This window comes from Arthrobacter sp. TJ-266 (genome assembly GCF_058269115.1).
Genome location: NZ_JBZCNC010000004.1, coordinates 24,974 through 49,104, shown reverse-complemented (window position 1 = coordinate 49,104; position 24,131 = coordinate 24,974). Strand labels below are relative to the sequence as shown.

Genomic DNA, 24,131 nt, shown 5'->3' with positions numbered 1-24,131 from the left:
GAGCGGGGCGGACCGTCACGCCCGATCATCGATGGCTCGGGCAAGCCCCACGACGGCGGCGAAAGCGTCAGGCCGCCTTGGTACTGTGGAATTCTCCCCGGAAGAGCTTCGCCCTTTCCGGGCTTTCGTGCTGTCTGCGCCGCCCCGGTGATCCCGGGCAGCGGCAATCCACGCCTGAGGAGTACCGCACCATGAGCCTGAACGGATTGCGCACCGCGCTGGCGGACGACGCCTCCTTCGCGCGCGTGCGCACCAACGCGTCGCGCCCGGTGGAGGACAGGAGTGCCGACCTGCAGATCGGCGCGCCGGCCGGTCTGCGTGCGCCGCTGATCGCCGAGATGGTGGACGGCCTCGCCCAGGGATCCTCCTCCGGGTCCGACGGCGGGGAAGCCACGCCGGTGGTGCTCGCGATCACGGCCACCGGACGTGAGGCCGAGGACCTCGCGACGGCGCTGCGGAGCTACCTCCCGGACAGCGCCATCGAGGAGTTCCCGAGCTGGGAGACGCTGCCCCACGAGCGCCTGTCGCCGCGCTCCGACACCGTGGGCCGCCGGCTCTCGGTGCTCCGCCGGCTCGCCCATCCCGAGGGCAACCCGGTCAAGGTCATCACGGCTCCCATCCGCGCCGTGGTGCAGCCACTGGTCGCGGGCCTCGGCGACCTCGAGCCGGTCACGCTCACGGTCGGCGACGAAGTCGCCTTCACTGACGTCGTCACCGCGCTCGCGGACGCCGCCTACGCCCGCGTCGACATGGTGACGCACCGCGGTGAGTTCGCCGTGCGCGGCGGGATCATCGACGTCTTCCCGCCCACGGAGGACCACCCAGTCCGCGTCGACTTCTTCGGCGACGAGGTGGACCAGATGCGCTGGTTCGCCGTCGCCGACCAGCGCTCGCTCACCACCGGTGAGCCGCCGGTGGCGCTGTACGCGCCTCCCTGCCGGGAGATCCTCATCACCCCGTCGGTGATGTCGCGGGCCGCGAAGCTGCGGGCGGACCTCCCTGCCGCGGCGTCCATGCTGGAGAAGATCGCTGGCGGGATCGCGGTCGAGGGCATGGAATCGCTCGCCCCCGTGCTCGTCGACGCCATGGTGCCGTTCGCCGGCGAGCTGCCACCGGGGTCGATCGCAGTCGTCATCGAGCCGGAGAAGGTCAGGGCGCGCGCCCACGACCTCGCGGCCACCAACGAGGAGTTCCTCGCGGCTGCGTGGTCGACGGCGTCCGAGGGCGGCGCGGCGCCGCTCGACCTCGGCGGCGCCCTGGGCACGGACTTGCAGGAGGCCAGCTTCCGCTCGCTCACCGACACCCGCTCCACGGCGCTCGCCAACTCGGTGGCGTGGTGGGGCATCACCAGTTTCGGTGCGGACGAGGAGCTCGCGGACGTCGACAGCTTCACCGTGCGCGCCCGTGAGCCGCGCGGCTACCAGGGCGACGTCGCGGAGATGATGGAGTTCATCGGCGGCCGCGTCCGGGACCAGTGGCGCGTCGTCGTCGCCACGGAGGGGCCCGGTCCGGCGCAGCGACTCGCGGAACTGTTCCACGACAACGACATCCCGACGAGCCGCGTGGACTCGCTCGAGCAGCCGCCGCAGCCCGGCATCATCGAGATCACCACGGCCTGCGCGGGGCGAGGTTTCGTGGTGGACGGCCTGAAGATCGGTCTGCTCACCGAAGCGGACCTGCTGGGACGCACGAGCGCCTCCGGCACCCGGGACATGCGGAAGATGCCGTCACGGCGCCGCAACGCCGTCGACCCCCTGCAGTTGAAGGAAGGCGACTTCGTCGTCCACGAGCAGCACGGCGTCGCGAAGTTCGTGGAACTCCTGCAGCGCTCCACCGGCGCGGGCCCCACGCGGACCACCCGCGAGTATCTCGTGCTCGAGTACGCGCCCTCGAAGCGCGGCGCCCCCGGCGACCGGCTCTTCGTGCCGACCGACCAGCTGGACCAGGTGACCCGCTACGTCGGCGGTGATGCCCCCGCGCTGAGCAAGATGGGCGGTTCCGACTGGAGCAAGACCAAGAACCAGGCGCGGAAGGCCGTCAAGGAGATCGCCGGTGAGCTGATCCGCCTGTACTCGGCGCGCATGGCCTCCCGCGGACACGCCTTCGCGCCGGACACCCCCTGGCAGCGCGAGCTCGAGGAGGCGTTCCCCTACGTGGAGACCCCCGACCAGCTGACCACCATCAACGAGGTCAAGGCGGACATGGAGCGCGAGGTCCCCATGGACCGGCTCGTCTCCGGCGACGTCGGCTACGGCAAGACCGAGATCGCGGTCCGTGCCGCCTTCAAGGCCGTGCAGGACGGCAAGCAGGTGGCCGTGCTCGTGCCCACCACTCTGCTGGTGCAGCAGCACTTCGAGACGTTCTCCGAGCGCTTCTCCGGCTTCCCCGTGCGCGTGAAGGCCCTGTCCCGCTTCCAGACAGCGAAGGAATCGCGCGAGACGGCGGACGGGCTCACCTCGGGCGCCGTCGACGTCGTGATCGGCACGCACCGGCTCCTGTCGAAGGAGATCTCCTTCAAGGACCTCGGGCTCGTGATCGTGGACGAGGAGCAGCGGTTCGGCGTGGAGCACAAGGAGGCGCTGAAGAAGATGCGCACCAACGTGGACGTCCTCGCGATGAGCGCCACGCCCATCCCGCGCACGCTAGAGATGTCCCTCACGGGTATCCGCGAGACCTCGACGCTGGCGACGCCGCCCGAGGAGCGCCACCCCGTGCTCACCTACGTGGGCCCGTACACGGACAAGCAGGCGTCCGCCGCCATCCGCCGTGAGCTCATGCGCGAGGGGCAGGTGTTCTTCGTGCACAACCGCGTGTCCTCGATCGACCGCACGGCCGCGCACCTCAAGGAGCTCGTGCCCGAGGCGCGGGTCGCGGTGGCGCATGGGCAGATGACGGAGTCACGGCTCGAGCAGATCATCGTGGATTTCTGGGAGAAGCGGTTCGACGTCCTCGTGTGCACCACGATCATCGAGACGGGCCTCGACATCTCCAACGCGAACACGCTGATCGTGGACCGCGCGGATTCCTACGGTCTCTCACAGCTGCACCAGCTCCGTGGCCGTGTGGGTCGCGGGCGTGAGCGGGCGTACGCCTACTTCCTGTACCCGTCGGAGAAGCCCCTCGGCGAGGTGGCTCTCGAACGTCTCAAGGCCGTCGCGTCCCACAACGAACTGGGCGCCGGTATGCAGCTCGCCCTGAAGGACCTCGAGATCCGCGGGGCGGGCAACATGCTGGGCGGGGAGCAGTCGGGCCACATCCAGGGTGTCGGGTTCGACCTCTACATCCGCCTCGTCGGCGAGGCCGTGGCGAACTTCCGTGGCGAGGCCGAGGAGAAGGCCGCCGAGATGAAGATCGAGCTCCCGATCAACGCGCACCTGCCGCACGAATACGTGCCGGGGGAGCGGCTGCGCCTCGAGGCGTACCGCAAGCTCGCCTCCTCCGTGACCGACGAGGCCATCGACGCCGTCGTCGCCGAGCTCAAGGACCGCTACGGCGAGCCGCCGGCAGCGGTGGTGAACCTCATCGCCGTGGCGCGCTTCCGGGTCGCTGCCCGCGCCCTCGGGCTCACCGATGTGGCCCTGCAGGGCAACTTCATCAAGTTCGCCCCGGCGGACCTGCCGGAGTCCAAGCAGATGCGGCTCACGCGCATGTACCCGGGATCGGCGATCAAACCGGCCTTGAACGCGGTGCTTGTCCCCAAACCGAAGACCGCGAAGATCGGCGGCCGGGACCTCGTGGACGCCGAGATGCTCACCTGGGCGAAGAACGTGCTGGACGCCGTCTTCACGCCCTGAGCCGGGCCGACCCACCGACGCGAAGAGGCCGCCCCCACCGGGGACGGCCTCTTCGATGCTGTGCGGACGATGCCCGGGCGCGGTGCGCGGCGGGCTGCCTCCGCTACGAGCTGACGGTCGTGGAGACTTCCTTCTCGTCCGTGCTGTTGCCCTCGGCCAGGTCGTAGCCGGTGTCGGCGCGGCCGAGGATGCCCTGCGGGATGTAGAAGACGAGGAAGGCGATGACCACGATCGCGCCCATGGGCCAGATGTTCTGGGGCGTGAACCAGGTCAGGAGGTAGATCCCGGCGCAGAAACCGCCGAAGATGATCGCGAACACGATGATGTTCTCGACGAGGTGGCCCTTGCCGGCGTGGGAGGGCTGCCGTTCGGGCGCGGAAGCCGGCTTCGAGTGCTTGTCGCGGTCGGGGGCGGCGCCGACTTCGTGTGACATCGGGGATCTCCTTCATGTTCCTGCGATCGGCGTGTCGGTGGTCCTACCGGTTGTGCATCAGTAGCCCGAGGCGCCCTGTTCACCTCTAACGATAGCGACTCCCGAGCTCGCCCCGATACGCGTGGCACCGGCGCCGATCATTGCGCGGGCGTCCTCGAGTGTGCGAACCCCGCCGGATGCCTTGACCCCGAGGTCCGGCCCCACCGTCCGGCGCATGAGCGCGATGTCCTCGACGGTGGCCCCGCCACCGTTGAAACCCGTGGAGGTCTTCACGAAATCGGCTCCCGCCTCGACGGCCGCCTCGCAGGCGAGCACCTTCTGCGCGTCGTCGAGCAGTGCGGTCTCGATGATCACCTTCAGCACGGCACCGTGGGCGTGCACCGCTTCGGCGACGGCGCGGATGTCCAGCACCAGCGCGTCCCTGTCATTCGCGCGTGCGGCGGCGATGTTGATCACCATGTCGATCTCGTCGGCGCCATCCGCCACGGCGCCCTGTGCCTCGATGACCTTGACCTCCGTGGTGGAGGCGCCCAGCGGGAAGCCGATGACCGAGCAGGTGAGGACGCCGGTGTCCTTGACGGCGGTGCGCACGGTGCTCACCCAGACGGGATTCACGCAGACGGACTTGAAGGAGTGCTCCACGGCCTCGCGGCACACCGTGAGGATCTGCTCACGGCTTGCCTCGGGCTTGAGGAGGGTGTGGTCGATGTAGGAGGCGAGGGATGCTTCGGTAGACATGCGGACCATCCTTCCATGAGCCCGGACACTGGTGGCCCGGCTCTCACCTGGTCCTGACACGGCGACCGGCCGGAACTGCGATTGCCCGGCCCGACGGGTCAGAGCCCGAGCGCCTCGCCGACGTCGCGCTTCACGGCATCGAGGCGGGCCCGGGTGGCGAGCTTGGCGGCGTCGAGCTCCGCGGCCGAACCGACGGTTTCCACCACCTCTAGGTAGCACTTGAGCTTCGGCTCGGTGCCGCTCGGGCGGATGATCACGCGGGTCTCGTCCTGCGTCAGGTACAGCAGCCCGTCGGTCGGCGGCAACTGCGCCGAACCCTGGGCGAGGTCCTCGGTGACCGTGACGGGGGAGTCGGCGAAGGACGTCGGCGGGTTCTCCCGCAGGCGGTTCATCATCGCGCCGAGCAGTCCGAGGCTCCCGACGCGGACGGAGACCTGGTCCGAGGCATGCAGGCCGTGCACCAGGAAGGCATCGTCGAGCAGGCCGAAGAGCGTACGGCCGGCGGCCTTCGTCGCGGCAGCGAGTTCGGCGAGCAGCAGGCCGGCGGAGATGCCGTCCTTGTCGCGCACGACCTCCGGGGCCACGCAGTAACCCAGTGCCTCCTCGTACCCGTAGGAGAGGTGCGGCACGCGGGCGATCCACTTGAATCCGGTCAACGTCTGGACGTGCTCGACGCCCGCGACTGCCGCGATGCGCCCGAGCATCCGCGAGGACACGATGGAGTTGGCGAAGACGGGGCGGAGGGCGGTGTCGCCAGCGGTGCCGCCACCGGCGTCGTCGTGGGGTGTGGCCGTGTGGCGGGCCGCGAGATGCAAGCCGAGGAGCGTGCCCACCTCGTCGCCGCGCAGCATGCGCCAAGCGCCCGTCGACGGTTCCCGTGCCGCGAGGGCCACGCGGTCGGCGTCGGGATCGTTGGCGATGACGAGATCCGCGTCCAGCTGCCCGGCGGTCTCCAGTGCGAGGTCGAGCGCGCCCGGTTCCTCCGGGTTGGGGAAGGCGACGGTGGGGAAGTCCGGGTCGGGCTCCGCCTGGCGCTCCACGAGGGTGACGTCGTCGAATCCTGCCGCAGCGAGGACCGCCGCGGCCGTCCGGCCGCCCACGCCGTGCAGCGGGGTGAGGACGATCCGCAGGTCGCGGTGCGTCATCGTCGGATCCGTCAGGGCGGACACCGAGGCGATGTAGTCGGTCTCGATGCTCTCGGGCAGCACCTGCCAGCCCGAGTCGGCCAGCTTCACAGTGGCGAGTGCGCCGACGGAAGCGATGTGTGCCGCGATCCGGGCGTCGTGCGGCGCGACGATCTGCACGCCCCGCGCCTCCTCCTCGACCGCGCGCCCTCCGAGGTACACCTTGTACCCGTTGTCCTGCGGCGGGTTGTGGCTCGCGGTGACCATGATGCCCGCCTCGCACTCGAGGGCGCGGAGGGCGTAGGCGAGCACCGGCGTCGGCAGTTCGCGCGGCAGGAGGAACGTCTCGATCCCGGCCGCCGTGAAGATGGCCGCGGTCTCCTCCGCGAAGATCCGCGAGTTGTGGCGGGCATCGAAGCCGACGACGGCGCGGGGTGCGTACGCGCCCGCGGCGAGCTCGAGGACGTGTGCGGCGACGCCGGCGGCGGCCCGCCGGACGACGACGCGGTTCATGCGCTGCGGGCCCGCGCCGAGTTCCGCGCGGAGGCCAGCGGTGCCGAAGGCGAGCTGCCCCGAGAAGCGGTCGCGGAGATCCTGCTCGGCGGCCGCGGACGCCGCGTCGCCGGAACGGACGCGGAGGATGAGGTCGCGCAGCTCCGCCTGCGTCCGAGGATCGGGGTCGGTGTCCGCCCATTCCCCGGCCGTGTCGAGGAGGGCACTGAGGTCCGTGGTGGTCATGGGAGTCCCATTCGTGGATCGGAGGCGGCCGTCGGTGGCTCGCCGTCGTGTGAGGTGCAGCGGGGTCCGGAGCGGAGCCCGGCGTAGGCGGGCGTGGTCAGATCGCGGCGACGATGTCCGCGAGCAGGCGGGAGATCCGCGGGCCGGCGGCCTGGCCCGCCTCGATGACCTCCGCGTGGCTGAGCGGCACCGGGCTGATGCCCGCCGCGAGGTTCGTGACCAGGGAGATCCCGAACACCTCCATGCCCGCATGGCGCGCGGCGATGGCTTCGAGCGCCGTGGACATCCCGACCAGGTCCGCACCGATGCGCCGGGCGTACCGCACCTCGGCGGGGGTCTCGTAGTGGGGGCCCGTGAACTGCGCGTACACGCCCTCCTCGAGCGTGGGGTCCACCTGGCGCGCGACGTCGCGCAGGCGGGAGGAGTACAGATCCGTCAGGTCCACGAAGGTGGCGCCCTCGAGTGGTGAGGTCGCCGTGAGGTTCAGGTGGTCGCTGATGAGTACGGGAGTGCCGGGCTGCCAGTGCTCCTGCAGCCCTCCGCAGCCGTTGGTGAGGATCATCGTCGTCGCGCCGGCCGCAGCGGCCGTCCGGACGCCGTGCACCACGGCGCGCACTCCCTTGCCCTCGTAGAAGTGCGTGCGGGCACCCAGGACGAGGGCGCGCTTCCCGTTCGGTGTGAGGACGGAGCGGATGGTCCCGGTGTGGCCGACGACGGCGGGGGCCGAGAAGCCGGGGATGTCCGCGGCATCGAGCGTGTGCGTGGTCTCGCCGATGAGTTCGGCCGCCTCGCCCCAGCCGGAGCCGAGGACGAGCGCGGTGTCGTGTCGGGCGATCCCGGTGGCACGGATGATGTGGTCGGCGGCGTCGCGGGCCAGGTCGAAAGGATCAGAAGTCACCGCATCAACCTACCTCCTGGCCCGAACGGGCGCGACGCCGCCGCTCGCCCTCGAGGGGCTTGTTTCCGCGGTGTCAGTGGCATGGGCGATGATTGACACGTGACCAATCAACTCGATCTCAGTTCACTGCGCCTTGCCATCCTGGGCGGCGGACCCGGCGGGTACGAAGCCGCGATGGTGGCGTCCTCCCTCGGGGCGAAGGTCACCATCGTGGAGCGGCAGGGCCTCGGCGGATCGGCCGTGCTCACGGACGTGGTGCCGTCCAAGACGTTGATCGCGACCGCGGACACCATGACGCGCTTCACCGACGCCAGCGGCCTCGGCGTGCACTTCTCCGCCGAAAGCGCGGTGTACGCGGACCTCGACAAGGTGAACCAGCGTCTGCTGAAGCTCGCGGTCGAGCAGTCCTCCGACATCCGGGCCACCCTGGAGCGCCTCGGGGTGCAGATCATCATCGGGGCCGGCAAGCTGCTCGACAACCACCGACTCGAAGTGGTCTCCGAGGGTGAGACGACCATCGTCGAGGCCGACGCCGTGCTGCTCGCCGTCGGCTCCACGCCCCGCGAACTGCCCAGTGCCATGCCCGACGGCGAACGCATCTTCAACTGGACCCAGCTCTACAACCTCCGCCGGATCCCCGAGCACCTCATCGTCGTCGGATCGGGCGTCACAGGGGCGGAGTTCGCGAGCGCCTACAACGGCCTCGGATCCAAGGTGACGCTCATCTCCAGCCGCGACCGCGTGCTGCCCGGCGAGGACGCCGACGCCGCAGAGGTGCTGGAAGGCGTCTTCACCGACCGCGGCATGACGGTGCTGTCGAGGTCCCGTGCCGAGGCCGTGGACCGCACGGAGGACGGCGTGATCGTCCGGCTGGCGGACGGGCGCACCGTCGAGGGCAGTCACTGCCTCGTCGCAGTGGGGGCCGTACCCAACACCACGGACATCGGCCTCGAGGAGGCCGGGGTCGCGGTCGGCGAATCCGGTCACATCCAGGTGGACGGCGTCTCCCGCACCACCGCGCCGAACGTCTACGCCGCGGGCGACTGCACAGGCGTCTTCGCCCTGGCATCGGTTGCCGCGATGCAGGGCCGCATCGCGATCGCGCACCTCATGGGCGATTCCGTGAGCCCGATCAAGCTCAAGCAGGTCGCCTCCAACATCTTCACCTCTCCCGAGATCGCGACGGTCGGCGTCACGGAGGAGGACATCGCGTCCGGCAACTACCAGGGCGACGTCGTCAAGCTCTCGCTGCACACCAACGCCCGGGCGAAGATGATGAACGTCAAGGACGGCTTCGTGAAGGTCATCTCCCGGAAGGGCTCGGGAACCGTGATCGGTGGGGTGGTGGTAGGCCCGCGCGCCTCCGAGCTGATCTTCCCGCTGGCGCTCGCGGTCACGAAGAAGCTTCACGTCGACGACGTCGCGAACACCTTCACGGTCTACCCCTCGCTCACGGGGTCCATCTCGGAAGCGGCCCGGCGCCTGCACGTCCACCTGTAGGTCACGGCCGGGCGGAACCACATCCACCAGGAGAGTCGGTGCTTCTGTAGGGCGTCCCTAGCGGCAGGCGGAGGGCCGGCGGCCTGATGTCGCGGAAGAGTTCCCAGTGTCCACACTGTGGACACTCTTATCCGTCTGGTGGACGCCGGTGGTCTGATATCAGGATCGATCAGAAGCACCGGTCCCGGGACGGGCTGCGCCGCGAGGTGCCACGGCCCGGCGCCCACCCGAGAAAGCCGACGCCATGACCTCCTCCACCTCCGCTGGCACCAGCGGAACCACTGCGCCACTGAACTCCAGGGGTCGGGTGATCTTCGCCAGCCTCATCGGCACGACCATCGAGTTCTACGACTTCTACATCTATGCGACGGCCGCGGTCCTCGTCTTCCCGGCTCTCTTCTTCCCCAACCAGACCGAGGCGAACCAGCTGCTCAGCTCGTTCGCCGTCTTCGGCGTCGCCTTTGTGGCGCGGCCGCTGGGCTCCATCGTCTTCGGTCACTTCGGCGACAAGATCGGACGGAAGGCCACCCTCGTCGCGTCACTGCTGACCATGGGTGTGGCCACGTTCCTGATCGGCCTGCTGCCCGCGGCCACCACACCCGGCTGGGTGTTCCTCGCCCCGCTGCTGCTCGTGGTGCTCCGCTTCCTGCAGGGCCTCGCACTCGGCGGTGAATGGAGCGGTGCCGCGCTGCTGGCCACGGAGAACGCCCCCGAGGGCAAGCGCGCCATCTTCGGTACCTTCCCGCAGCTCGGCGCCCCGATCGGCTTCATCCTCGCGAACCTGCTGTTCGTGCTGCTCAGCACCACCTTGACGCCGGAGCAGTTCCTCGCCTGGGGCTGGCGCGTGCCGTTCCTCCTGAGCGCCGTCATGGTCATCATCGGGCTGTACGTGCGCCTCAAGCTGATCGAGAGTGCGTCCTTCCAGAAGGTCCAGAGCGAGGGCAAGGTCGTGAAGATCCCGCTCGGCACGACGTTCGCGCGTCACTGGCGACGCCTCATCCTGGGCACCTTCATCATGTTCGCCACCTACGTGCTGTTCTACTTCATGACCGCCTTCACCCTGACCTACGGCACCGCGCCCTCGAGCGTGGAGCAGGCCCGCGCCAGGGCAGAGGCCGTGGGCGGCCAGTTCACCGCCGCCCAGGAGGCCGCGTTCGTCCCCGGGCTCGGCATGGCCCGCACGGACTTCCTATGGATGTTGATCATCGGCGTGGTGTTCTTCGGTATCTTCACCGTCATCTCCGGTCCGCTGGCCGAGCGCTTCGGCCGCCGCAAGATGCTTCTCGCCACCACCGTCGGCATCGCAGTCTTCGGCCTGCTGTGGGCGCCGTTGTTCGGGGCCGGGACGGTCGGCGCCATGGCGCTGCTGATCATCGGCTTCACCCTCATGGGGCTCACGTTCGGGCCGATGGCCGCCGTGCTGCCCGAGCTGTTCCCGGCGAACGTCCGCTACACGGGCTCTGCCGTCGCCTACAACGTCTCGAGCATGATCGGTGCCGCCCCGGCCTCGTTCATCGCCGTCGCCCTCTGGCAGCGCGCGGGTGGCAGCACCGTGCTCGTCGGCCTGTACCTGAGCGTCGCGGCCGTCGTGACGTTCATCGCGCTGTTCGTCTCCCGTGAGACGCGCGATCACGACTACGAGAACGACGTCGCCTGACGGCCTTCCCGGCCTGCTGACGACAGAACGACGACGGCGCCGCCTCCTCACCGGGGGCGGCGCCGTCGTCGTCGGTGACGCGTGCTCATGGGTGAGCCATGCGGAGTGCAGCGAGGGCCCGTGGGCAGGAGGCAGCGGTGCCTGCCCTTGTCAGTCCTTGATGCTGGCGATGACCGATCCCGCGGAGACGGTGTCCCCGGCCGCCGCGGCGAGTCCCGTCACGGTGCCGCTCCGGTGCGCCGTGAGGGGCTGCTCCATCTTCATGGCTTCGAGCACCACCACGAGATCGCCCTCGGACACCACGTCACCGTCGGTGACGGCCACCTTCACGATGGTCCCCTGCATGGGTGAGGTGAGCTCGTCCCCGCTGACGGCGGCCTTGCCGGCCCTCGCCCGCGACGACTTCTTGGACTTGACCGGTGCGCCGGACTTGCCGTTGGATGCCGCTCCGAGACCGGAGGGCAGCACCACTTCGAGGCGACGCCCGCCCACCTCGACGGTCACCCGCTGCCGGGAGTCCTCCTCCGCGCCCGCCTCGGCAGGTCCCGACCACGGCTCGATGGTGTTGGCGAACTCGGTCTCGATCCACCGGGTGTGGACGGAGAACGGGCCGTCCGTCGGGGCGAACGCCGGGTCGACGACGACGGCCGCGTGGAAGGGGAGCACGGTGGGCATGCCCTCGACGACCATCTCACCGATGGCACGGCGCGCCCGCTGCAGCGCCTGCTCGCGGGTGGCTCCGCTGACGATGAGCTTGGCGAGCATGGAGTCGAAGGTGCCGCCGATGACCTCGCCCGCCTCGATGCCGGAGTCCACGCGGACGCCGGGTCCGCTCGGCAGGGTGAGGGTCTGCACGGTGCCGGGTGCGGGCATGAAGCCTCGGCTGGCGTCCTCACCGTTGATCCGGAACTCGAAGGAGTGGCCGCGGACCACGGGGTCGCCGTACCCGAGGGCCTCGCCGCGGGCGATGCGGAACTGCTCGCGCACGAGGTCCAGGCCGGTGACCTCCTCGGAGACGGGGTGCTCCACCTGGAGGCGGGTGTTGACCTCGAGGAACGAGATGGTGCCGTCCTGGCCCACGAGGAACTCGCACGTGCCTGCACCCTGGTAGTCGGCTGCTGTGAGGATCGCCTTCGAGGACTCGTAGAGGCGCGTGTTCTGCTCGTCGGTGAGGAACGGCGCGGGAGCCTCCTCGACGAGCTTCTGGTTGCGGCGCTGCAGGGAGCAGTCGCGGGTGGAGACGACGACGACGTTGCCGTGCGCGTCGGCGAGGCACTGGGTCTCGACGTGGCGGGGGGCATCGAGGAAGCGCTCCACGAAGCATTCCCCGCGACCGAAGGCCGCCGTCGCCTCCCGGACCGCGGAGTCGAACAGCTCGGGGATCTCCTCGTGGTTGCGGACCACCTTGATGCCGCGCCCGCCACCACCGAAGGCCGCCTTGATCGCGAGGGGCAGCCCGAACTCGTCCGCGAAGTCGATGACCTCCTGGACGGAGGCCACGGGGTCCTTGGTGCCGGGGACCAGCGGGGCGCCGACCCGCTCGGCGATGTGGCGCGCCTGCACCTTGTCGCCCAGCTGCGAGATCGAGCTGGGTGACGGGCCGATCCAGGTGATGCCGGCGTCGATGACGCGCTGCGCGAACTCGGCGTTCTCGGACAGGAAGCCGTACCCGGGGTGGATCGCGTCCGCCCCGCTGCGGGCGGCCGCGTCGAGGATGCGCTCCATCACGAGGTAGGAGTCCGCGGCGGTCGAGCCACCGAGCGCGAACGCCTCGTCGGCCATGCGGACGTGGAGCGCCTCGCGGTCGGGCTCGGCGTAGACGGCCACCGATGCGATGCCTTCGTCGCGGGCCGCCCGGATGACGCGGACGGCGATCTCGCCGCGATTGGCCACGAGGACCTTCGTGATCGTCCTCCGCGTCCCGGCGGTGGTGGCCGTACCGGCGTCACCGGTGCCGTTCGCGCTGGGGTGGGCAGTGACCTCGGACGGGACGTGGGGGTGCTGACTCATGAGGCGTGTGGCTCCTTCTTCTCAGCTCGGAGCCTAGCCCGGTCTTGTGGCTTCCGCCCATGAATCGTGCTGAGAAGGAGTGTTGGCACCCCGTGTCTTGTAGGGAACCTACAAGGAGCCTCCATCCGGCCAGAACGCGGTCACGGACACCCCTGCCGCCTGTAGGAGGCCGCGGAGGGTGGCGATGCTCAGACCGACGACGGCGTGGGGGTCGCCGTCCACGCGGTCGATGAAGGCACCACCGAGCCCGTCGATGGTGAAGGATCCGGCGCACTGGAGAGGTTCGCCCGTGGCGACGTACGCGTGCACCTCGGCGTCGGTCATGTCCCCGAAGTGCACGGTCGCGGAGGACACCGCGCCGATCGTCGCGCCGGAACCGTCGTCGCGCGTGTCCACCAGCCAGTGCCCGGTGTGCAGGACGCCGGAGCGCCCGCGCATCCGGCTGATGCGTTCGATCGCGACGGCGGGTTCGTAGGGCTTGCCGTGCGCCTCGCCGTCGAACTCGAACACGGAATCGCAGCCGATCACGAGGGACTCCTCGGCGGCGTCGAGCGAGGCGACCGCCTCGGCCTTCGCGCGCGCGAGGAGCAGTGCGGTGTCGTACGGGTCGAGCGGTCCGTAGGAGGCGGCCACGGCCGGTTCGTCGACCTCGGACACCAGGACATCGTGCCGGATGCCCGCCTCGCGGAGGAGCTTCGTGCGGGCTGGGGACTTCGACGCGAGGATCAGGCGGAGGGTCATGCACCAAGCCTAGGGCTGGCGGGAGGGGCGGTGGTTGCAGGGAATTACCCGCTCGGTCCCGGGGCGACGCTGCGCCGGGACCGGGCGGGAACCTTCACCAGCGGTGAGCGACGTCGATCACCACCCTGGAACCGGTACCCGGTCCGGGAAGGACCGTGACACGGACCGGAAGGCGCGTCCGCACGCCGAGTCCGAGCGTCGTCTGGCCCTCGTAGCTGCCCGCGAGGGCCACCTGGCGGAAGGTCGAGTAGCCTGCGACGTCCACGAGCTCCGCACGGTTCGCGGGGGAGTACGTGGCCCGACCTGCGGCGTCGTACGCGGGAGCGAGAACCGTGACCGAGAGCCGTGCGCCTCCCCGGAGCGGCACGGAAGCACCGGAGCCCGGCTGGGGCACCTGGTCCACGTAGCCGACGCGGTAGCCAGACACGGGTCCGCGCGCGTCGATGACGAGTCGGTCGAAACAGGAGTGCCTGCCGGACCGGACGTCGGTGACGGGAGCGGAGGAGTGAATGGGGGAGGCCTTGGCGGTGGAGCCCCACGTGATGCCGCAGGAGACGGCGGATGCCGGCGGTGCCCCTGCGAGGCCGAGGCCTCCGGCGAGGGCGAGGGCGGCGAGTGTGGCGGGGACTCTCCCCGTCAGGTGCGGTCGATCCATGGTGCACCACCTTGTCGAGCTGGATTGGTGCGTCCATGATGCGCCCGCGTACCAGTGAAAGCGCGGGGTGGGCGAGGAACGCCGCCGAATCGTTAACCGACGACGGCGGCCCGCCCTGGGTGGGCGGGCCGCCGTGTCGATCAGCGGGGTCCGATCAGCGCTGTTCGGTCAGCGCTGTTCGATCAGCGAGTGACGGCGTCCGGTCAGCGGGTGACGGCGGTCGAGATGCCGTCGTTCGGGGCGTCGGCGACGGCGTCGGATGCGGCGGTCTCGGAGGCGCTGTCGTCGGCGAAGGGGTCACCCGTGCGCTCGGCGTCGTACAGGTCGCGGTCCAGGATGCCTTCGCGCTTGGCGACGATCGTGGGGATGAGCGCCTGGCCGGCGACGTTCACGGCCGTGCGGCCCATGTCGAGGATGGGATCGACGGCGAGCAGCAGGCCGACGCCCGCGAGGGGCAGCCCCAGCGTCGAGAGGGTGAGGGTCAGCATGACCACGGCGCCGGTGGTGCCGGCGGTCGCCGCCGAACCGAGCACGGACACCAGCGCGATCAGGAGGTACTGCGTGAGGGTCAGCTCGATACCGAAGAACTGGGCGACGAAGATCGCGGCGATCGCCGGGTAGATCGCGGCGCACCCGTCCATCTTCGTCGTCGCGCCCAGCGGCACGGCGAACGAGGCGTAGCCGCGGGGAACGCCGAGGTTCCGCTCGGTGACACGCTGCGTGAGGGGGAGCGTGCCCACTGAGGAGCGCGAGACGAAAGCGAGCTGGATGGCGGGCCATGCGCCGGAGAAGTACTGCCGGACGGACAGGCCGTGCGCCTTGATGAGCACCGGGTAGACGGCGAACAGCACGAGCGCGAGGCCCACGTAGATGGCCAGCGTGAACTTGCCCAGCGATCCGATGGTGTCCCACCCGTACACCGCGACGGCGTTGCCGATGAGGCCGATGGTGCCGATGGGCGCGATCCGGATGATCCACCACAGCACCTTCTGGATGACGGCCAGCGCCGAGGCGTTGAAGGTCAGGAACGGCTCGGCCTGCTTGCCGACCTTGAGCGCCGCGATGCCGACGGCGACGGCGACGACGAGGACCTGCAGCACGTTGAAGTTCAGGGCCGTCGTGACGGCGCCCGACTCGGCGACGTTCGAGGAGGCCTGGAGGCCGAGGAAGTTCGCGGGGATCAGCCCGGTGAGGAAGGCCCACCAGCTGCCCGTGCTTCCGGTGTACTCGGCGGGCTCGGTGGCTTCGGTGCCGGCGCCGGGCTGGAGGATGACACCGAGCGCGATACCGATCACCACGGAGATCAGGGCCGTGATCGCGAACCAGAGGAGCGTCTGGCCGGCGAGGCGTGCGGCGTTGTTGACCGCGCGGAGGTTGGCGATGGAGCTGACGACGGCCGTGAAGATGAGGGGCACGACGGCGGCGCGCAGCAGGGCGACGTAGCTCGAGCCGATGGTGGCGAGCGTCGTGCCGAGGGGCGTGGGTGTCTCGCTGGTGTGGCCGGTGTACTTGGCCAGCAATCCGAGGCCGAGCCCGACGACGAGGGCGGCGATGATCTGGGGGCCGAACGAGGTCGCCCAGCGGGGCAGCCTCCGGCGGGAGGTGGGGGAGGTCGTTTCAGTAGGCACGGCCGAAACACTAGGGGCCAGCCCTTACACGAGAGAAGCCCGAGTTGCGAAATGTTACGTCGGCACCGACCGCCGTTGTCGTCGCGGTCGACGTCCGTCCGCGCACTTCCGCGTCATTCCGGGCCGCGGCGGGCGGGTCGGGACGTATTCCCGCCCCGCCCGTGACGAATGTCTACTCAGCCGGTGTGGCCCGTGAGCGCACGCCGCAGCGTGTCGAGGCCCACCGAGCCCAGGTTGAGGGAGCGCGTGTGGAAGGCGCGGAGGTCGAAGGCGTCGCCCTCCGACGCACGAACCTCGTCGCGGATCTGCTCCCAGAGCCGCTGGCCGATCTTGTAGGACGGCGCCTGTCCGGGCCAGCCGAGGTAGCGCGTGAACTCGAAGTTCAGCTGCCCCTCGCTGATGGCGATGTTGCGCTTCAGGAACTCGTACCCCTTGTCTGGCGTCCAGGTCCCCTCGCCCCAACGCTCCGGGACGTCGAGCTCGAGGTGCACGCCGATGTCGAAGACCACGCGGGCGGCACGCATTCGCTGGGCGTCGAGCATGCCGAGGCGGTCGCCCGGATCCGCGAGGAAACCGAGCTCCTGCATGAGCCGCTCGGCGTACAGGGCCCAGCCCTCGCCCTGGCCCGAGACCCAGATGGCATTGCGACGCCAGGGGTTCAGGAGGGCGCGCTGGTAGGTGGCGGTCGCGATCTGCAGGTGGTGACCGGGAACGCCCTCGTGGTAGACCGTCGTCGTCTCCTTCCACGTGGTGAAGGAGTCCTCGCCCTCGGGCACGGACCACCACATGCGGCCCGGGCGGGAGAAGTCGTCGCTGGGGCCGGTGTAGTAGATGCCGCCCTCGTTGGTGGGGGCGATCTTGCATTCGAGCCGGCGCATGATGTCGGGGATGTCGAAGTGCACGCCGGCCATGGCGTCCACGGCCTTGTCCGAGAGTTCCTGCATCCACGCCTGCAATGCATCCGTGCCCTGGAGCTGGCGGGCGGGTTCCTCGTCGAGGAGGCGCATGGCCTCCTCGATGCTCGCGTCCTCGCGGATATCGTTCGCCACGGCCTCCTGTTCGGCGATCACGCGGTCGAGCTCCTCGACGCCCCACTGGTAGGTCTCCTCGAGATCAACGGCGGACCCGAGGAAGCGTCGCGACATCAGCGCGTAGTGCTCACGGCCGACGGCGTCCTTCTCCGGAGCGGTGGACATGAGGTCGTCCTGCAGGAAGGCGGCGAGGTGCCGGTAGGCGGTCCGCGCGGCGTCCGCACCCGCCCTGAGGTCGGCGCGTAGCGACTCCGACAGGTCTCCGTCGTCCGCGCTGGTGGTGGCGCCCAGGGTGTCGAAGAAGCCGCCGTCCTCCGCGTATTTCGTGGACTGTTCCACCACGATGGCGACCTGCCGGCGGGCGGCGACCAGACCGCGCTCGCGCCCGGCACGGAGGGAGGAGATGTACCCGTCGATGGCTGCGGGGATGTTCGCCATCCGGCCAGCGATGTGCGTCCAGTCGGTTGCGGTCGCAGTGGGCATGAGGTCGAAGATGGCGCGGATGCTCTGTGCAGGGCACGCGATGTTGTTGAGTTCGGAGTAGTCGAGCCCGGCGTCGTGGATCTCGAGTTCGAGGCCCAGGCGTTCGCGCATCGCGTCGAGGGTCACGGCGTCGACGTCGTCGGTCGGTTCGAGGTCCTCGAGCCGCTGCAGCGTCTCGCGGGTCGCTTCGGCGAGTGCCTCCAGTCCGGCAGGGGAGTAGTCCTGGTATTCCGTCTCGTGGCCGGGGATGCCCAGTTCGGTCGCGAAATTCGGCATCAACTCCAGCAGGGTCTCGTAGTAGGAGGTGGCGACGGCGTCGATCGCTGTGGATGCGCGGGTGGGCTGCTCGGTGTCATCAGTGGTGTAGGTCACGGGGGGAAGCCTATCGCCGGACCGTTGCCGCGAGCCATCATGTGGGTCGGTCGGGGTGTGAGCGCTCTCGACCGCTGGTCCTTATTGCCGGCTCCTCGGCGGCTGCTTCTCGTCTTCTCGTCGCTTCGTTCTCGTGTCCCGTCCGGGCCTGTTTTCCTCCTTTGATCCCACGTTTAGTTCGACGGCTAACGAGCTCTCAGGCTCTCGGCGGGCTCCCGACGGTCGCTCGACTGCGGCGAACTCCGCGTGCGCGATCACCTGTGGACAACCGGGACCGGATCAGGTGCTTCGGGCTATGCTGAGGGCGATTTCGGGTGGCCGGTCACGAGTGGGGGAGTTAGATGTCGTTCGCGTTCTCGATGGTGCGTCGCCGGTTGGGTCCGGTGGTGGCCGGTAGTGCTGTGGTGTTGATGGCGTTGACCGGCTGCCAGGGCTCTGACGATCCTTCCGCAACCGAGACGCCGGATGCTCCGTCGCAGGCTGCCTCAGCGTCTGCGTCCGCTTCCGCATCATCGACTGCCCCGTCGACGCCCGAGCCGTCTCCTGCTTCGTCCCTGGGCCCAGCCGCCAACATCCCTGTTCCCGTGAAGCCCGCGCTCGCGGACGAGAACACCGCGGAGGGCCTGGAGGCGTTCACCGAATACTGGTTCGAACTGCTCAGTTATGGCTACGCCACGAACAGCTGGGCGGAATTCGATCGATTGACGGACCCTGGGTGCAGGACTTGCGCGAGCATCAAGACTGCCGTTGTTGAGCTCTACGGGCAGGGTAGATGGGTCCGCGGAGCGGACGTTACCGTGGTGAGTTTCGATACAACTTTCGAGAAGACAACCTCTGGAGCTGTTCAGGCTTATGTGGAGAATCAGCAGAGCGAGATCATCTACTTCGAGACAGACGGCACGACACTTCGAACTGTCCCCGAACAGGATCCGCCTGCGTTCGACGTCGTGAATGCGCTTTACCAGGAAGGTAAATGGATTCTGCTGGATTACGGGGCGGTGGAGGGCACGAAATGACGGTCAATGCAGGAAGAATATGGATTTTGACCGTCGCTCTGGCCCTTGTTACTTCGGTTCAAGGGGCTGCCCTCTCCGCCATTGCAGCTGACGCCCCTCCCCTTCCCGAAATTGGAACCTCAGAAAAAAACTTTGTCGGGAGCAACTTATCAGTGCAGACGAAGCCGGGTAACCCTGGCAATCCTGGCCTTCCACCTCCCAACGAGCCTGCCTTAGACAAGGCCGATCCTGCGTTGCTTCCTCAGGACGATGGCATCAGTTATGTCTATGAACGTGCCTGTACGGCTGGTGCCGAGGACGCTCTGAACCCGGCGACGTGCCCCGTGATGAATGCGCGGTGTGATGCGGAGCCGGGTGGGGTGGTGGTGAATTGGATTGAGGTGAACAGCAATGTTCAGCCGGCGTCGGAGACGCCGACGGGTCGGTCGTCGTGTATGTATCCGAATCAGCCGCCGGAGCCGCCGGTGGAGGGTGAGGTGGCTGTGGAGGATCTGCCGGTTGTGTTGACTCTTGAGGAGTTCCAGAAGCAGCCGGTGCTGGCAGCGACGATCGTGTCTCAGCCGTCGAATTTCGGGTTGCGGAACGCGCATTCGAATGTGTTCGCGGAGGCTGTGGAACAGGAGTTCACGTTCGAGTTCCAGGACGCGACGATCGTGTTGAAGGCCCGCCCGGTGTCGTTCGTGTGGGGCTACGGGGACGGGTCGGGTGCGACGACGTCGACGCCGGGCGGCCCTGTCCCGGAGGGTGCGTTCGATACGCAGACGGCGACCAGTCATCAGTGGTCGGAGACCGGTGATTACGAGGTGACGTTGACGACGTTCTTCGCGGGGGATTACTCGGTGGACGGGGGTCCGTTCCAGCCGGTCGCGGGGGAAGCGGCGGTGGTCTCGGAGCCTCATCTGATGAGTATCTGGCGGACCGAGGGTCATAGCGTGAGTGAGAACTGCATCGAGAACCCGACCGGTATCGGCTGCCAACCACCCACCCGCTGATCGCCGGAATCCGCTGGGCGGGAAATCCGCTCACCGCGCTTGCCCGCTGACCACAGGAATCCGTTGACCGCGCTTGTCCGTTGACCGCGCCCGGTGGCTTACGGTCGGCCGCTTAGTCAGGATCGATCCCTGCGTTCCCATGCAACCGGGCGCATCCCTGCGCCGCCAGGCCTGACCTGTGCTCGATCTGTCTGTGCGTCAGCGTGTTTTGGTCGGACGTCATCTGACCGTCAGTGACGACCCGTGTAGAGAGTCAGTCGGTTCGTGGTTCCAGGGCGCTGGCGTAGGTTGCTCCGCCGGGTGAGGTGGCGGTGAGTGTGCCGTTGGGGTGGTGTTGGTAGTGCCATATGCCTTCGGTTTTGAGCATGTGGTGTTTGCGGCACAGGTGCGCGAGGTTGTCGTGGGATGTGTTGCCGTCGTGGGACCAGGGTGTGGTGTGGTCGAGTTCGCAGCGCGAGGCGGCGACGGAGCATCCGGGGTGTCGGCAGGTTCGGTCGCGGACGCGCAGCCATCGTTTGAGGTCGGCGGGGACGGCGTAGGTGGTGCGGCCGACGCTGAGGACGGTGCCTGTCTCGGGGTGGGTGAGGAGGCGTGTGAAGGACGGTGCGTGAGCGGCGAGCCGGCGGGCGATGTCCGCGGGGATGGGTCCGTAGCCCTCTAGATCGGCCGGTGCGTCATCGACGCCGAGCAGGGTGAGCACGGGAACGGTGACGTTCACATGCGCGCGGACGGAGGGCCGGTTGGAGGCCTGTCCAGCCGGATGTCCGACCTGTTGCCCGACCTGATGCTGCCCGAGCTCCTGGTCCGTGAGCTGGGCGTCTATGAGGTGGGTGTGTTGGGTGTCGGTGAGCAGGAGGTCGGTGAGGACGTCGGTGCGTAGCTGGGCGAGGTCCCGGTGCTCCTGTGGAGTCTGGAGGGCGCGGGCGGCGTGGGTGAGGCGGGCGTCGATGGCGGTGGCGTTGGTGGCGTCGAGGAGGATGTGGAGCCAGGCCATGGCGTCGTCGGCGGGTTCGAGGGTGACGTGTCGCTCGAGGGTTGCGGTGCGGGCTCGTTCTTCGAGGGCGACGGGATGCAGGTCGGCTCTGAGCTTCCGGGCGCGGTAGGCCATGCGAGGTGCGGTCGTGTCGGCGGCGATGGGCAGGAGTTGTTCTTCGAGCAGGTGGGAGGTGGCGTCGGGTAAGCCTGCGTATTCGTGCACGAGGGCTGTTGCGTGGGACCAGGAGATGACGCCTTGTCGGAGGGCGTCGAGGGTTCTGGGGTGATGGTTGACCAGGACCGCTGCGTGTTGCACGAAGCGGTGGGCTGAGCGTTCAGGGATGCGCAGCAGGCCCGCGATCTCTGTGGCGGTGACGGTGTCGGCGAAGTTCGTGCGTGCCCGTCCGGTGCGGGGTCGGGGTAGGTGACCGCGGCTGATCAGTCGGTTCTCGAACAATTCGCGTAGTTGCTCGGTGTTCGTCGCGATCTCGGACTCGATGCGGGCTTTCTCGGAATTCAGTGCCCTGATGCGGTCGGCGATGAGTTCATACTCATCGACTTCCGGGACGCTGTTCATAGGATGATTATCCCCGCCACCACCGACATTTTAGGGCGACAGACTTCATCATGCAGAATTCCGAGAAGCGCTCAGAAGATTCAAGCTGACGCGAACGATGCGAAATGACAGAAGCAAGCTCAGCCAGGGTTCTGTCCAGTGATTCCAGGCCGGCCCTGCGCGAATATTCGGCAGGACAATGCGCTACGCGATCAACGCACAGGTGCGGAGCACAGTGAGCGGTGTGATAGCCCCGTAGTTGCGGGAATATCCCCCCCCGCAACTACGCGTACAGGTCCATGATTCAGCGCATGCAGTGATATGCGCTCTGCGTCTTTCGCCGAACCGAGCGCGCTGCGCAGTGGAGCTGTAACGGCGGCATGACCGGCCTGACCGGCATGACCGGCATGACCGGCATGACCGGCATGACCGGCATAACGGGCGCGACGGGCGCAACGGGCGCGAGGGGTACAACGCGTCCTCGAAAGCCGGAGCGCTGGTCAGCGCGAGCTGCGACGCCAGGACCCCGGGCCGGGTGTCGGGCCGAGTCGGAGAAGGGCACGCCGCACCCAGGACCGCGCCTGACCGGCGGAATCGTCCTCGGCGCCTTCCGCCTGAAGCGCGACGACGACGGCGGTGAGTGCCGCCAGTTCCTCATCGGTCGGCCGACCGGACACCACGGTGAGGATCTGAGCGTCGGGTTCGCCGTCGGTCGATGCAGCTCGGTCGCCGGCGGCCGCATGATGATCGGACCCGGGAGCCGCCCCGGCGCCGCCGGATCTCCTGGCGCTCCCACCGTCGGCGGCGTCGGACAATCCCCCCGAGAGACCGGACACCGCGGCGTTCACGCCACCCAGAACTCCTGCCACACCACCTGCCACACCACCTGTCACGCCCCTCACTACTTCGGATACTCCGGCGCCTACGCCGCTGAACACCCCGGCTACCCCACCGGTCTTGCGGCCAGCACCCTCCGACACTCCGGTGTTCGAGTCATCCAGCCGGCCGGAAGCGCCGCCATCCTCGGACGTGGCAGCAACCTCACGAGGCACGTCACTCACAGCGGGATGTTCCCGTGCTTCTTGACCGGGTTCGTGGCCCGCTTGTCCCGCAGGGCGCGTAGCCCGCGGACGATCTGCAGACGCGTGTCCGACGGGGCGATGACGGCGTCCACGTACCCGAGCTCAGCCGCCTGGTAGGGGTTCAGCAGCTCCTCCTCGTACTGCTGCACCACCTCTGCGCGCGCCGCCTCGACGTCCCCGCCGGCGTCGGACACGGCCTTGAGCTGCCCGCGGTACAGGATGTTGACGGCGCCCTGGGCACCCATCACGCCGATCTGCGCAGTGGGCCACGCGAGGTTGAGGTCCGCACCGAGCTTCTTGGACCCCATCACGATGTACGCGCCGCCGTAGGCCTTGCGGGTGATGACGGTCAGCTTGGGCACCGTGGCCTCGGCGTAGGCGTACAGCAGCTTCGCGCCGCGGCGGATGATGCCCTGGAACTCCTGGTCCTTGCCCGGCAGGAAGCCGGGCACGTCCACAAGGGTGAGGATCGGGATGTTGAAGGCGTCGCAGTGCCGCACGAAGCGCGCGGCCTTCTCGGACGCACTGATGTCCAGCGTCCCGGCGAACTGCAGCGGCTGGTTGGCCACGATCCCGATGGTGTGGCCCTCCACGCGGGCGTACCCGGTGACGACGTTCGGCGCGTACAGCGCCTGCATCTCGAGGAAGTGGCTGTCGTCCACGATGGCGTCGATCACCGCGTGCATGTCGTACGGCTGGCTCGCGGCGTCGGGGATGAGGACGTCGAGCGCGAGGTCATCGTCGTTCAGCGACAGCTCCTCGACGAACTCGGTGAGGGGCGCCTCCGCGAGGTTGTTCGAGGGCAGGAAGTCGAGGAGTTCACGGACGAAACCGATGGCGTCGGCCTCGTCGGTGGCGAGATAGGCCGAGGTGCCGGTGGTCGTGTTGTGCTGGCGTGCGCCTCCCAGGGTCTCCATGTCGACGTCCTCGCCCGTGACGGTCTTGATGACGTCGGGGCCCGTGATGAACATGTGCGAGGTCTTGTCCACCATCACCACGAAGTCGGTCAGCGCGGGGGAGTAGGCGGCGCCGCCCGCGCAGGGGCCCATGATGAGGGAGATCTGCGGGATCACGCCCGAGGCGTGCACGTTGTTCCGGAAGATGTCCGCGAACATCGCGAGCGACGCGACGCCCTCCTGGATGCGCGCACCGCCGCCGTCGTTGATGCCCACCACGGGGCACCCGTTCCGCAACGCGAACTCCTGCACCTTGACGATCTTCTCGCCGTTGACCTGGCTCAGCGATCCGCCGTAGACGGTGAAGTCCTGGCTGTAGATGGCGATCAGCCGGCCGTCGACCGTCGCGTACCCGGAGACGACGCCGTCGCCCAGGGGTTTCTTCTTCTCCATGCCGAAGGCGGTGGAGCGGTGCACCGCGAGGGCGTCGAACTCGACGAACGAGTCCTCGTCCACGAGCATGTCGATGCGCTCGCGCGCCGTGTTCTTGCCGCGCGCGTGCTGCTTCTCGACGGCCTCAGGACCCGAGGGCTGCTCCGAGAGCGCCTGGCGCCTCCGGAAGTCGGCGAGCTTCCCGGCCGTCGTGGTGAGGCTGGTCTGCAGATCCTGGTGCATCGATACTCCGGTCGGCGGGGAACGGGGACGCACGCTCGGCCCGAAGGACCTGACTGGAGGTTTCCGACAACGAACGGCGCAATTCCCCCAGTCTAGTGAGCGCCCTCCGGCATGCGGTTGTAGAGGCCCTACAGTTT

Annotated in this window: 17 protein-coding genes; 5 read left to right on the top strand and 12 right to left on the bottom strand. The window is 68.7% G+C overall.

What is annotated here, in order from left to right; genetic code table 11:
- Nucleotides 1-191 precede the first annotated feature (191 nt).
- The gene (gene mfd, locus AC4D12_RS11975) at nucleotides 192-3,794 is read left to right on the top strand and encodes a transcription-repair coupling factor (protein WP_490950166.1); all 3,603 of its coding nucleotides are present in this window, start codon (nucleotides 192-194) and stop codon (nucleotides 3,792-3,794) included.
- A gap of 103 nt (nucleotides 3,795-3,897) precedes the next feature.
- On the opposite strand, the gene AC4D12_RS11970 is transcribed toward mfd, so the two are convergent.
- The 4 genes from AC4D12_RS11970 to AC4D12_RS11955 form a co-directional block, all read right to left on the bottom strand.
- Entirely contained in the window at nucleotides 3,898-4,227 is a 330-nt protein-coding gene (locus AC4D12_RS11970) for a hypothetical protein (protein ID WP_490950165.1), read from the bottom strand.
- 57 nt (nucleotides 4,228-4,284) lie between these two features.
- Nucleotides 4,285-4,965 (bottom strand): deoxyribose-phosphate aldolase, encoded by a 681-nt coding sequence (deoC, locus tag AC4D12_RS11965; RefSeq protein WP_490950164.1) that lies wholly within the window; start codon nucleotides 4,963-4,965, stop codon nucleotides 4,285-4,287.
- Nucleotides 4,966-5,063: 98 nt separating this feature from the next.
- Nucleotides 5,064-6,827 (bottom strand): phospho-sugar mutase, encoded by a 1,764-nt coding sequence (locus AC4D12_RS11960; protein ID WP_490950163.1) that lies wholly within the window; start codon nucleotides 6,825-6,827, stop codon nucleotides 5,064-5,066.
- A gap of 97 nt (nucleotides 6,828-6,924) precedes the next feature.
- On the bottom strand, nucleotides 6,925-7,725 hold the full coding sequence (locus AC4D12_RS11955) for a purine-nucleoside phosphorylase (RefSeq protein ID WP_490950162.1): 801 nt from the start codon (nucleotides 7,723-7,725) through the stop codon (nucleotides 6,925-6,927).
- A gap of 99 nt (nucleotides 7,726-7,824) precedes the next feature.
- Between AC4D12_RS11955 and AC4D12_RS11950 the strand changes: the two genes are divergently transcribed.
- Both AC4D12_RS11950 and AC4D12_RS11945 read left to right on the top strand, forming a co-directional pair.
- Nucleotides 7,825-9,225, top strand: coding sequence for an NAD(P)H-quinone dehydrogenase (locus tag AC4D12_RS11950; RefSeq protein WP_490950161.1), 1,401 nt, complete (start codon nucleotides 7,825-7,827; stop codon nucleotides 9,223-9,225).
- A gap of 244 nt (nucleotides 9,226-9,469) precedes the next feature.
- Nucleotides 9,470-10,882, top strand: a complete 1,413-nt coding sequence (locus AC4D12_RS11945; RefSeq protein WP_490950160.1) for an MFS transporter — start codon at nucleotides 9,470-9,472, stop codon at nucleotides 10,880-10,882.
- 150 nt (nucleotides 10,883-11,032) lie between these two features.
- Here the strand turns inward: AC4D12_RS11945 and AC4D12_RS11940 are convergent, their stop codons facing one another.
- The 5 genes from AC4D12_RS11940 to AC4D12_RS11920 form a co-directional block, all read right to left on the bottom strand.
- Nucleotides 11,033-12,892, bottom strand: a complete 1,860-nt coding sequence (locus AC4D12_RS11940; protein ID WP_490950159.1) for an acetyl/propionyl/methylcrotonyl-CoA carboxylase subunit alpha — start codon at nucleotides 12,890-12,892, stop codon at nucleotides 11,033-11,035.
- A gap of 108 nt (nucleotides 12,893-13,000) precedes the next feature.
- On the bottom strand, nucleotides 13,001-13,633 hold the full coding sequence (locus AC4D12_RS11935) for a Maf family protein (RefSeq protein WP_490950158.1): 633 nt from the start codon (nucleotides 13,631-13,633) through the stop codon (nucleotides 13,001-13,003).
- Between the two features lie 94 nt (nucleotides 13,634-13,727).
- Nucleotides 13,728-14,288: an AMIN-like domain-containing (lipo)protein gene (locus AC4D12_RS11930; RefSeq protein ID WP_490950157.1), complete on the bottom strand. Its 561-nt coding sequence runs from the start codon at nucleotides 14,286-14,288 to the stop codon at nucleotides 13,728-13,730.
- A 203-nt stretch (nucleotides 14,289-14,491) separates the two neighbouring features.
- A complete protein-coding gene (locus AC4D12_RS11925) occupies nucleotides 14,492-15,916 on the bottom strand; it encodes a dicarboxylate/amino acid:cation symporter (RefSeq protein WP_490950156.1) in 1,425 nt (474 codons plus the stop codon).
- 176 nt (nucleotides 15,917-16,092) lie between these two features.
- The gene (locus AC4D12_RS11920; protein ID WP_490950155.1) at nucleotides 16,093-17,802 is read right to left on the bottom strand and encodes a DUF885 domain-containing protein; all 1,710 of its coding nucleotides are present in this window, start codon (nucleotides 17,800-17,802) and stop codon (nucleotides 16,093-16,095) included.
- Nucleotides 17,803-18,143: 341 nt separating this feature from the next.
- On the opposite strand from AC4D12_RS11920, the gene AC4D12_RS11915 reads away from it, so the two are divergent.
- Nucleotides 18,144-18,818 (top strand): DUF6318 family protein, encoded by a 675-nt coding sequence (locus AC4D12_RS11915; protein WP_490950154.1) that lies wholly within the window; start codon nucleotides 18,144-18,146, stop codon nucleotides 18,816-18,818.
- Nucleotides 18,815-19,810: a hypothetical protein gene (locus tag AC4D12_RS11910; RefSeq protein WP_490950153.1), complete on the top strand. Its 996-nt coding sequence runs from the start codon at nucleotides 18,815-18,817 to the stop codon at nucleotides 19,808-19,810. Before AC4D12_RS11915 ends, AC4D12_RS11910 begins: the two co-directional genes overlap by 4 nt.
- A gap of 253 nt (nucleotides 19,811-20,063) precedes the next feature.
- On the opposite strand, the gene AC4D12_RS11905 is transcribed toward AC4D12_RS11910, so the two are convergent.
- From AC4D12_RS11905 to AC4D12_RS11895, 3 genes are all read right to left on the bottom strand, one after another.
- Entirely contained in the window at nucleotides 20,064-21,362 is a 1,299-nt protein-coding gene (locus AC4D12_RS11905; protein WP_490950152.1) for an HNH endonuclease, read from the bottom strand.
- A gap of 479 nt (nucleotides 21,363-21,841) precedes the next feature.
- Nucleotides 21,842-22,210, bottom strand: coding sequence for an acyl-CoA carboxylase subunit epsilon (locus tag AC4D12_RS11900; RefSeq protein WP_490950151.1), 369 nt, complete (start codon nucleotides 22,208-22,210; stop codon nucleotides 21,842-21,844).
- 188 nt (nucleotides 22,211-22,398) lie between these two features.
- The gene (locus AC4D12_RS11895) at nucleotides 22,399-23,982 is read right to left on the bottom strand and encodes an acyl-CoA carboxylase subunit beta (RefSeq protein WP_490950638.1); all 1,584 of its coding nucleotides are present in this window, start codon (nucleotides 23,980-23,982) and stop codon (nucleotides 22,399-22,401) included.
- Nucleotides 23,983-24,131: the final 149 nt, after the last annotated feature.

Bases quoted from the DNA above. Each gene is read 5' to 3' on its own strand.
- AC4D12_RS11915 (WP_490950154.1), top strand. From the start codon at position 18,144: ATGTCGTTCGCGTTCTCGATGGTGCGTCGCCGGTTGGGTCCGGTGGTG.
- AC4D12_RS11905 (WP_490950152.1), bottom strand. From the start codon at position 21,362: ATGAACAGCGTCCCGGAAGTCGATGAGTATGAACTCATCGCCGACCGC.
- AC4D12_RS11945 (WP_490950160.1), top strand. From the start codon at position 9,470: ATGACCTCCTCCACCTCCGCTGGCACCAGCGGAACCACTGCGCCACTG.
- AC4D12_RS11940 (WP_490950159.1), bottom strand. From the start codon at position 12,892: ATGAGTCAGCACCCCCACGTCCCGTCCGAGGTCACTGCCCACCCCAGC.
- deoC (WP_490950164.1), bottom strand. From the start codon at position 4,965: ATGTCTACCGAAGCATCCCTCGCCTCCTACATCGACCACACCCTCCTC.
- mfd (WP_490950166.1), top strand. From the start codon at position 192: ATGAGCCTGAACGGATTGCGCACCGCGCTGGCGGACGACGCCTCCTTC.
- AC4D12_RS11970 (WP_490950165.1), bottom strand. From the start codon at position 4,227: ATGTCACACGAAGTCGGCGCCGCCCCCGACCGCGACAAGCACTCGAAG.
- AC4D12_RS11960 (WP_490950163.1), bottom strand. From the start codon at position 6,827: ATGACCACCACGGACCTCAGTGCCCTCCTCGACACGGCCGGGGAATGG.
- AC4D12_RS11930 (WP_490950157.1), bottom strand. From the start codon at position 14,288: ATGGATCGACCGCACCTGACGGGGAGAGTCCCCGCCACACTCGCCGCC.
- AC4D12_RS11910 (WP_490950153.1), top strand. From the start codon at position 18,815: ATGACGGTCAATGCAGGAAGAATATGGATTTTGACCGTCGCTCTGGCC.
- AC4D12_RS11935 (WP_490950158.1), bottom strand. From the start codon at position 13,633: ATGACCCTCCGCCTGATCCTCGCGTCGAAGTCCCCAGCCCGCACGAAG.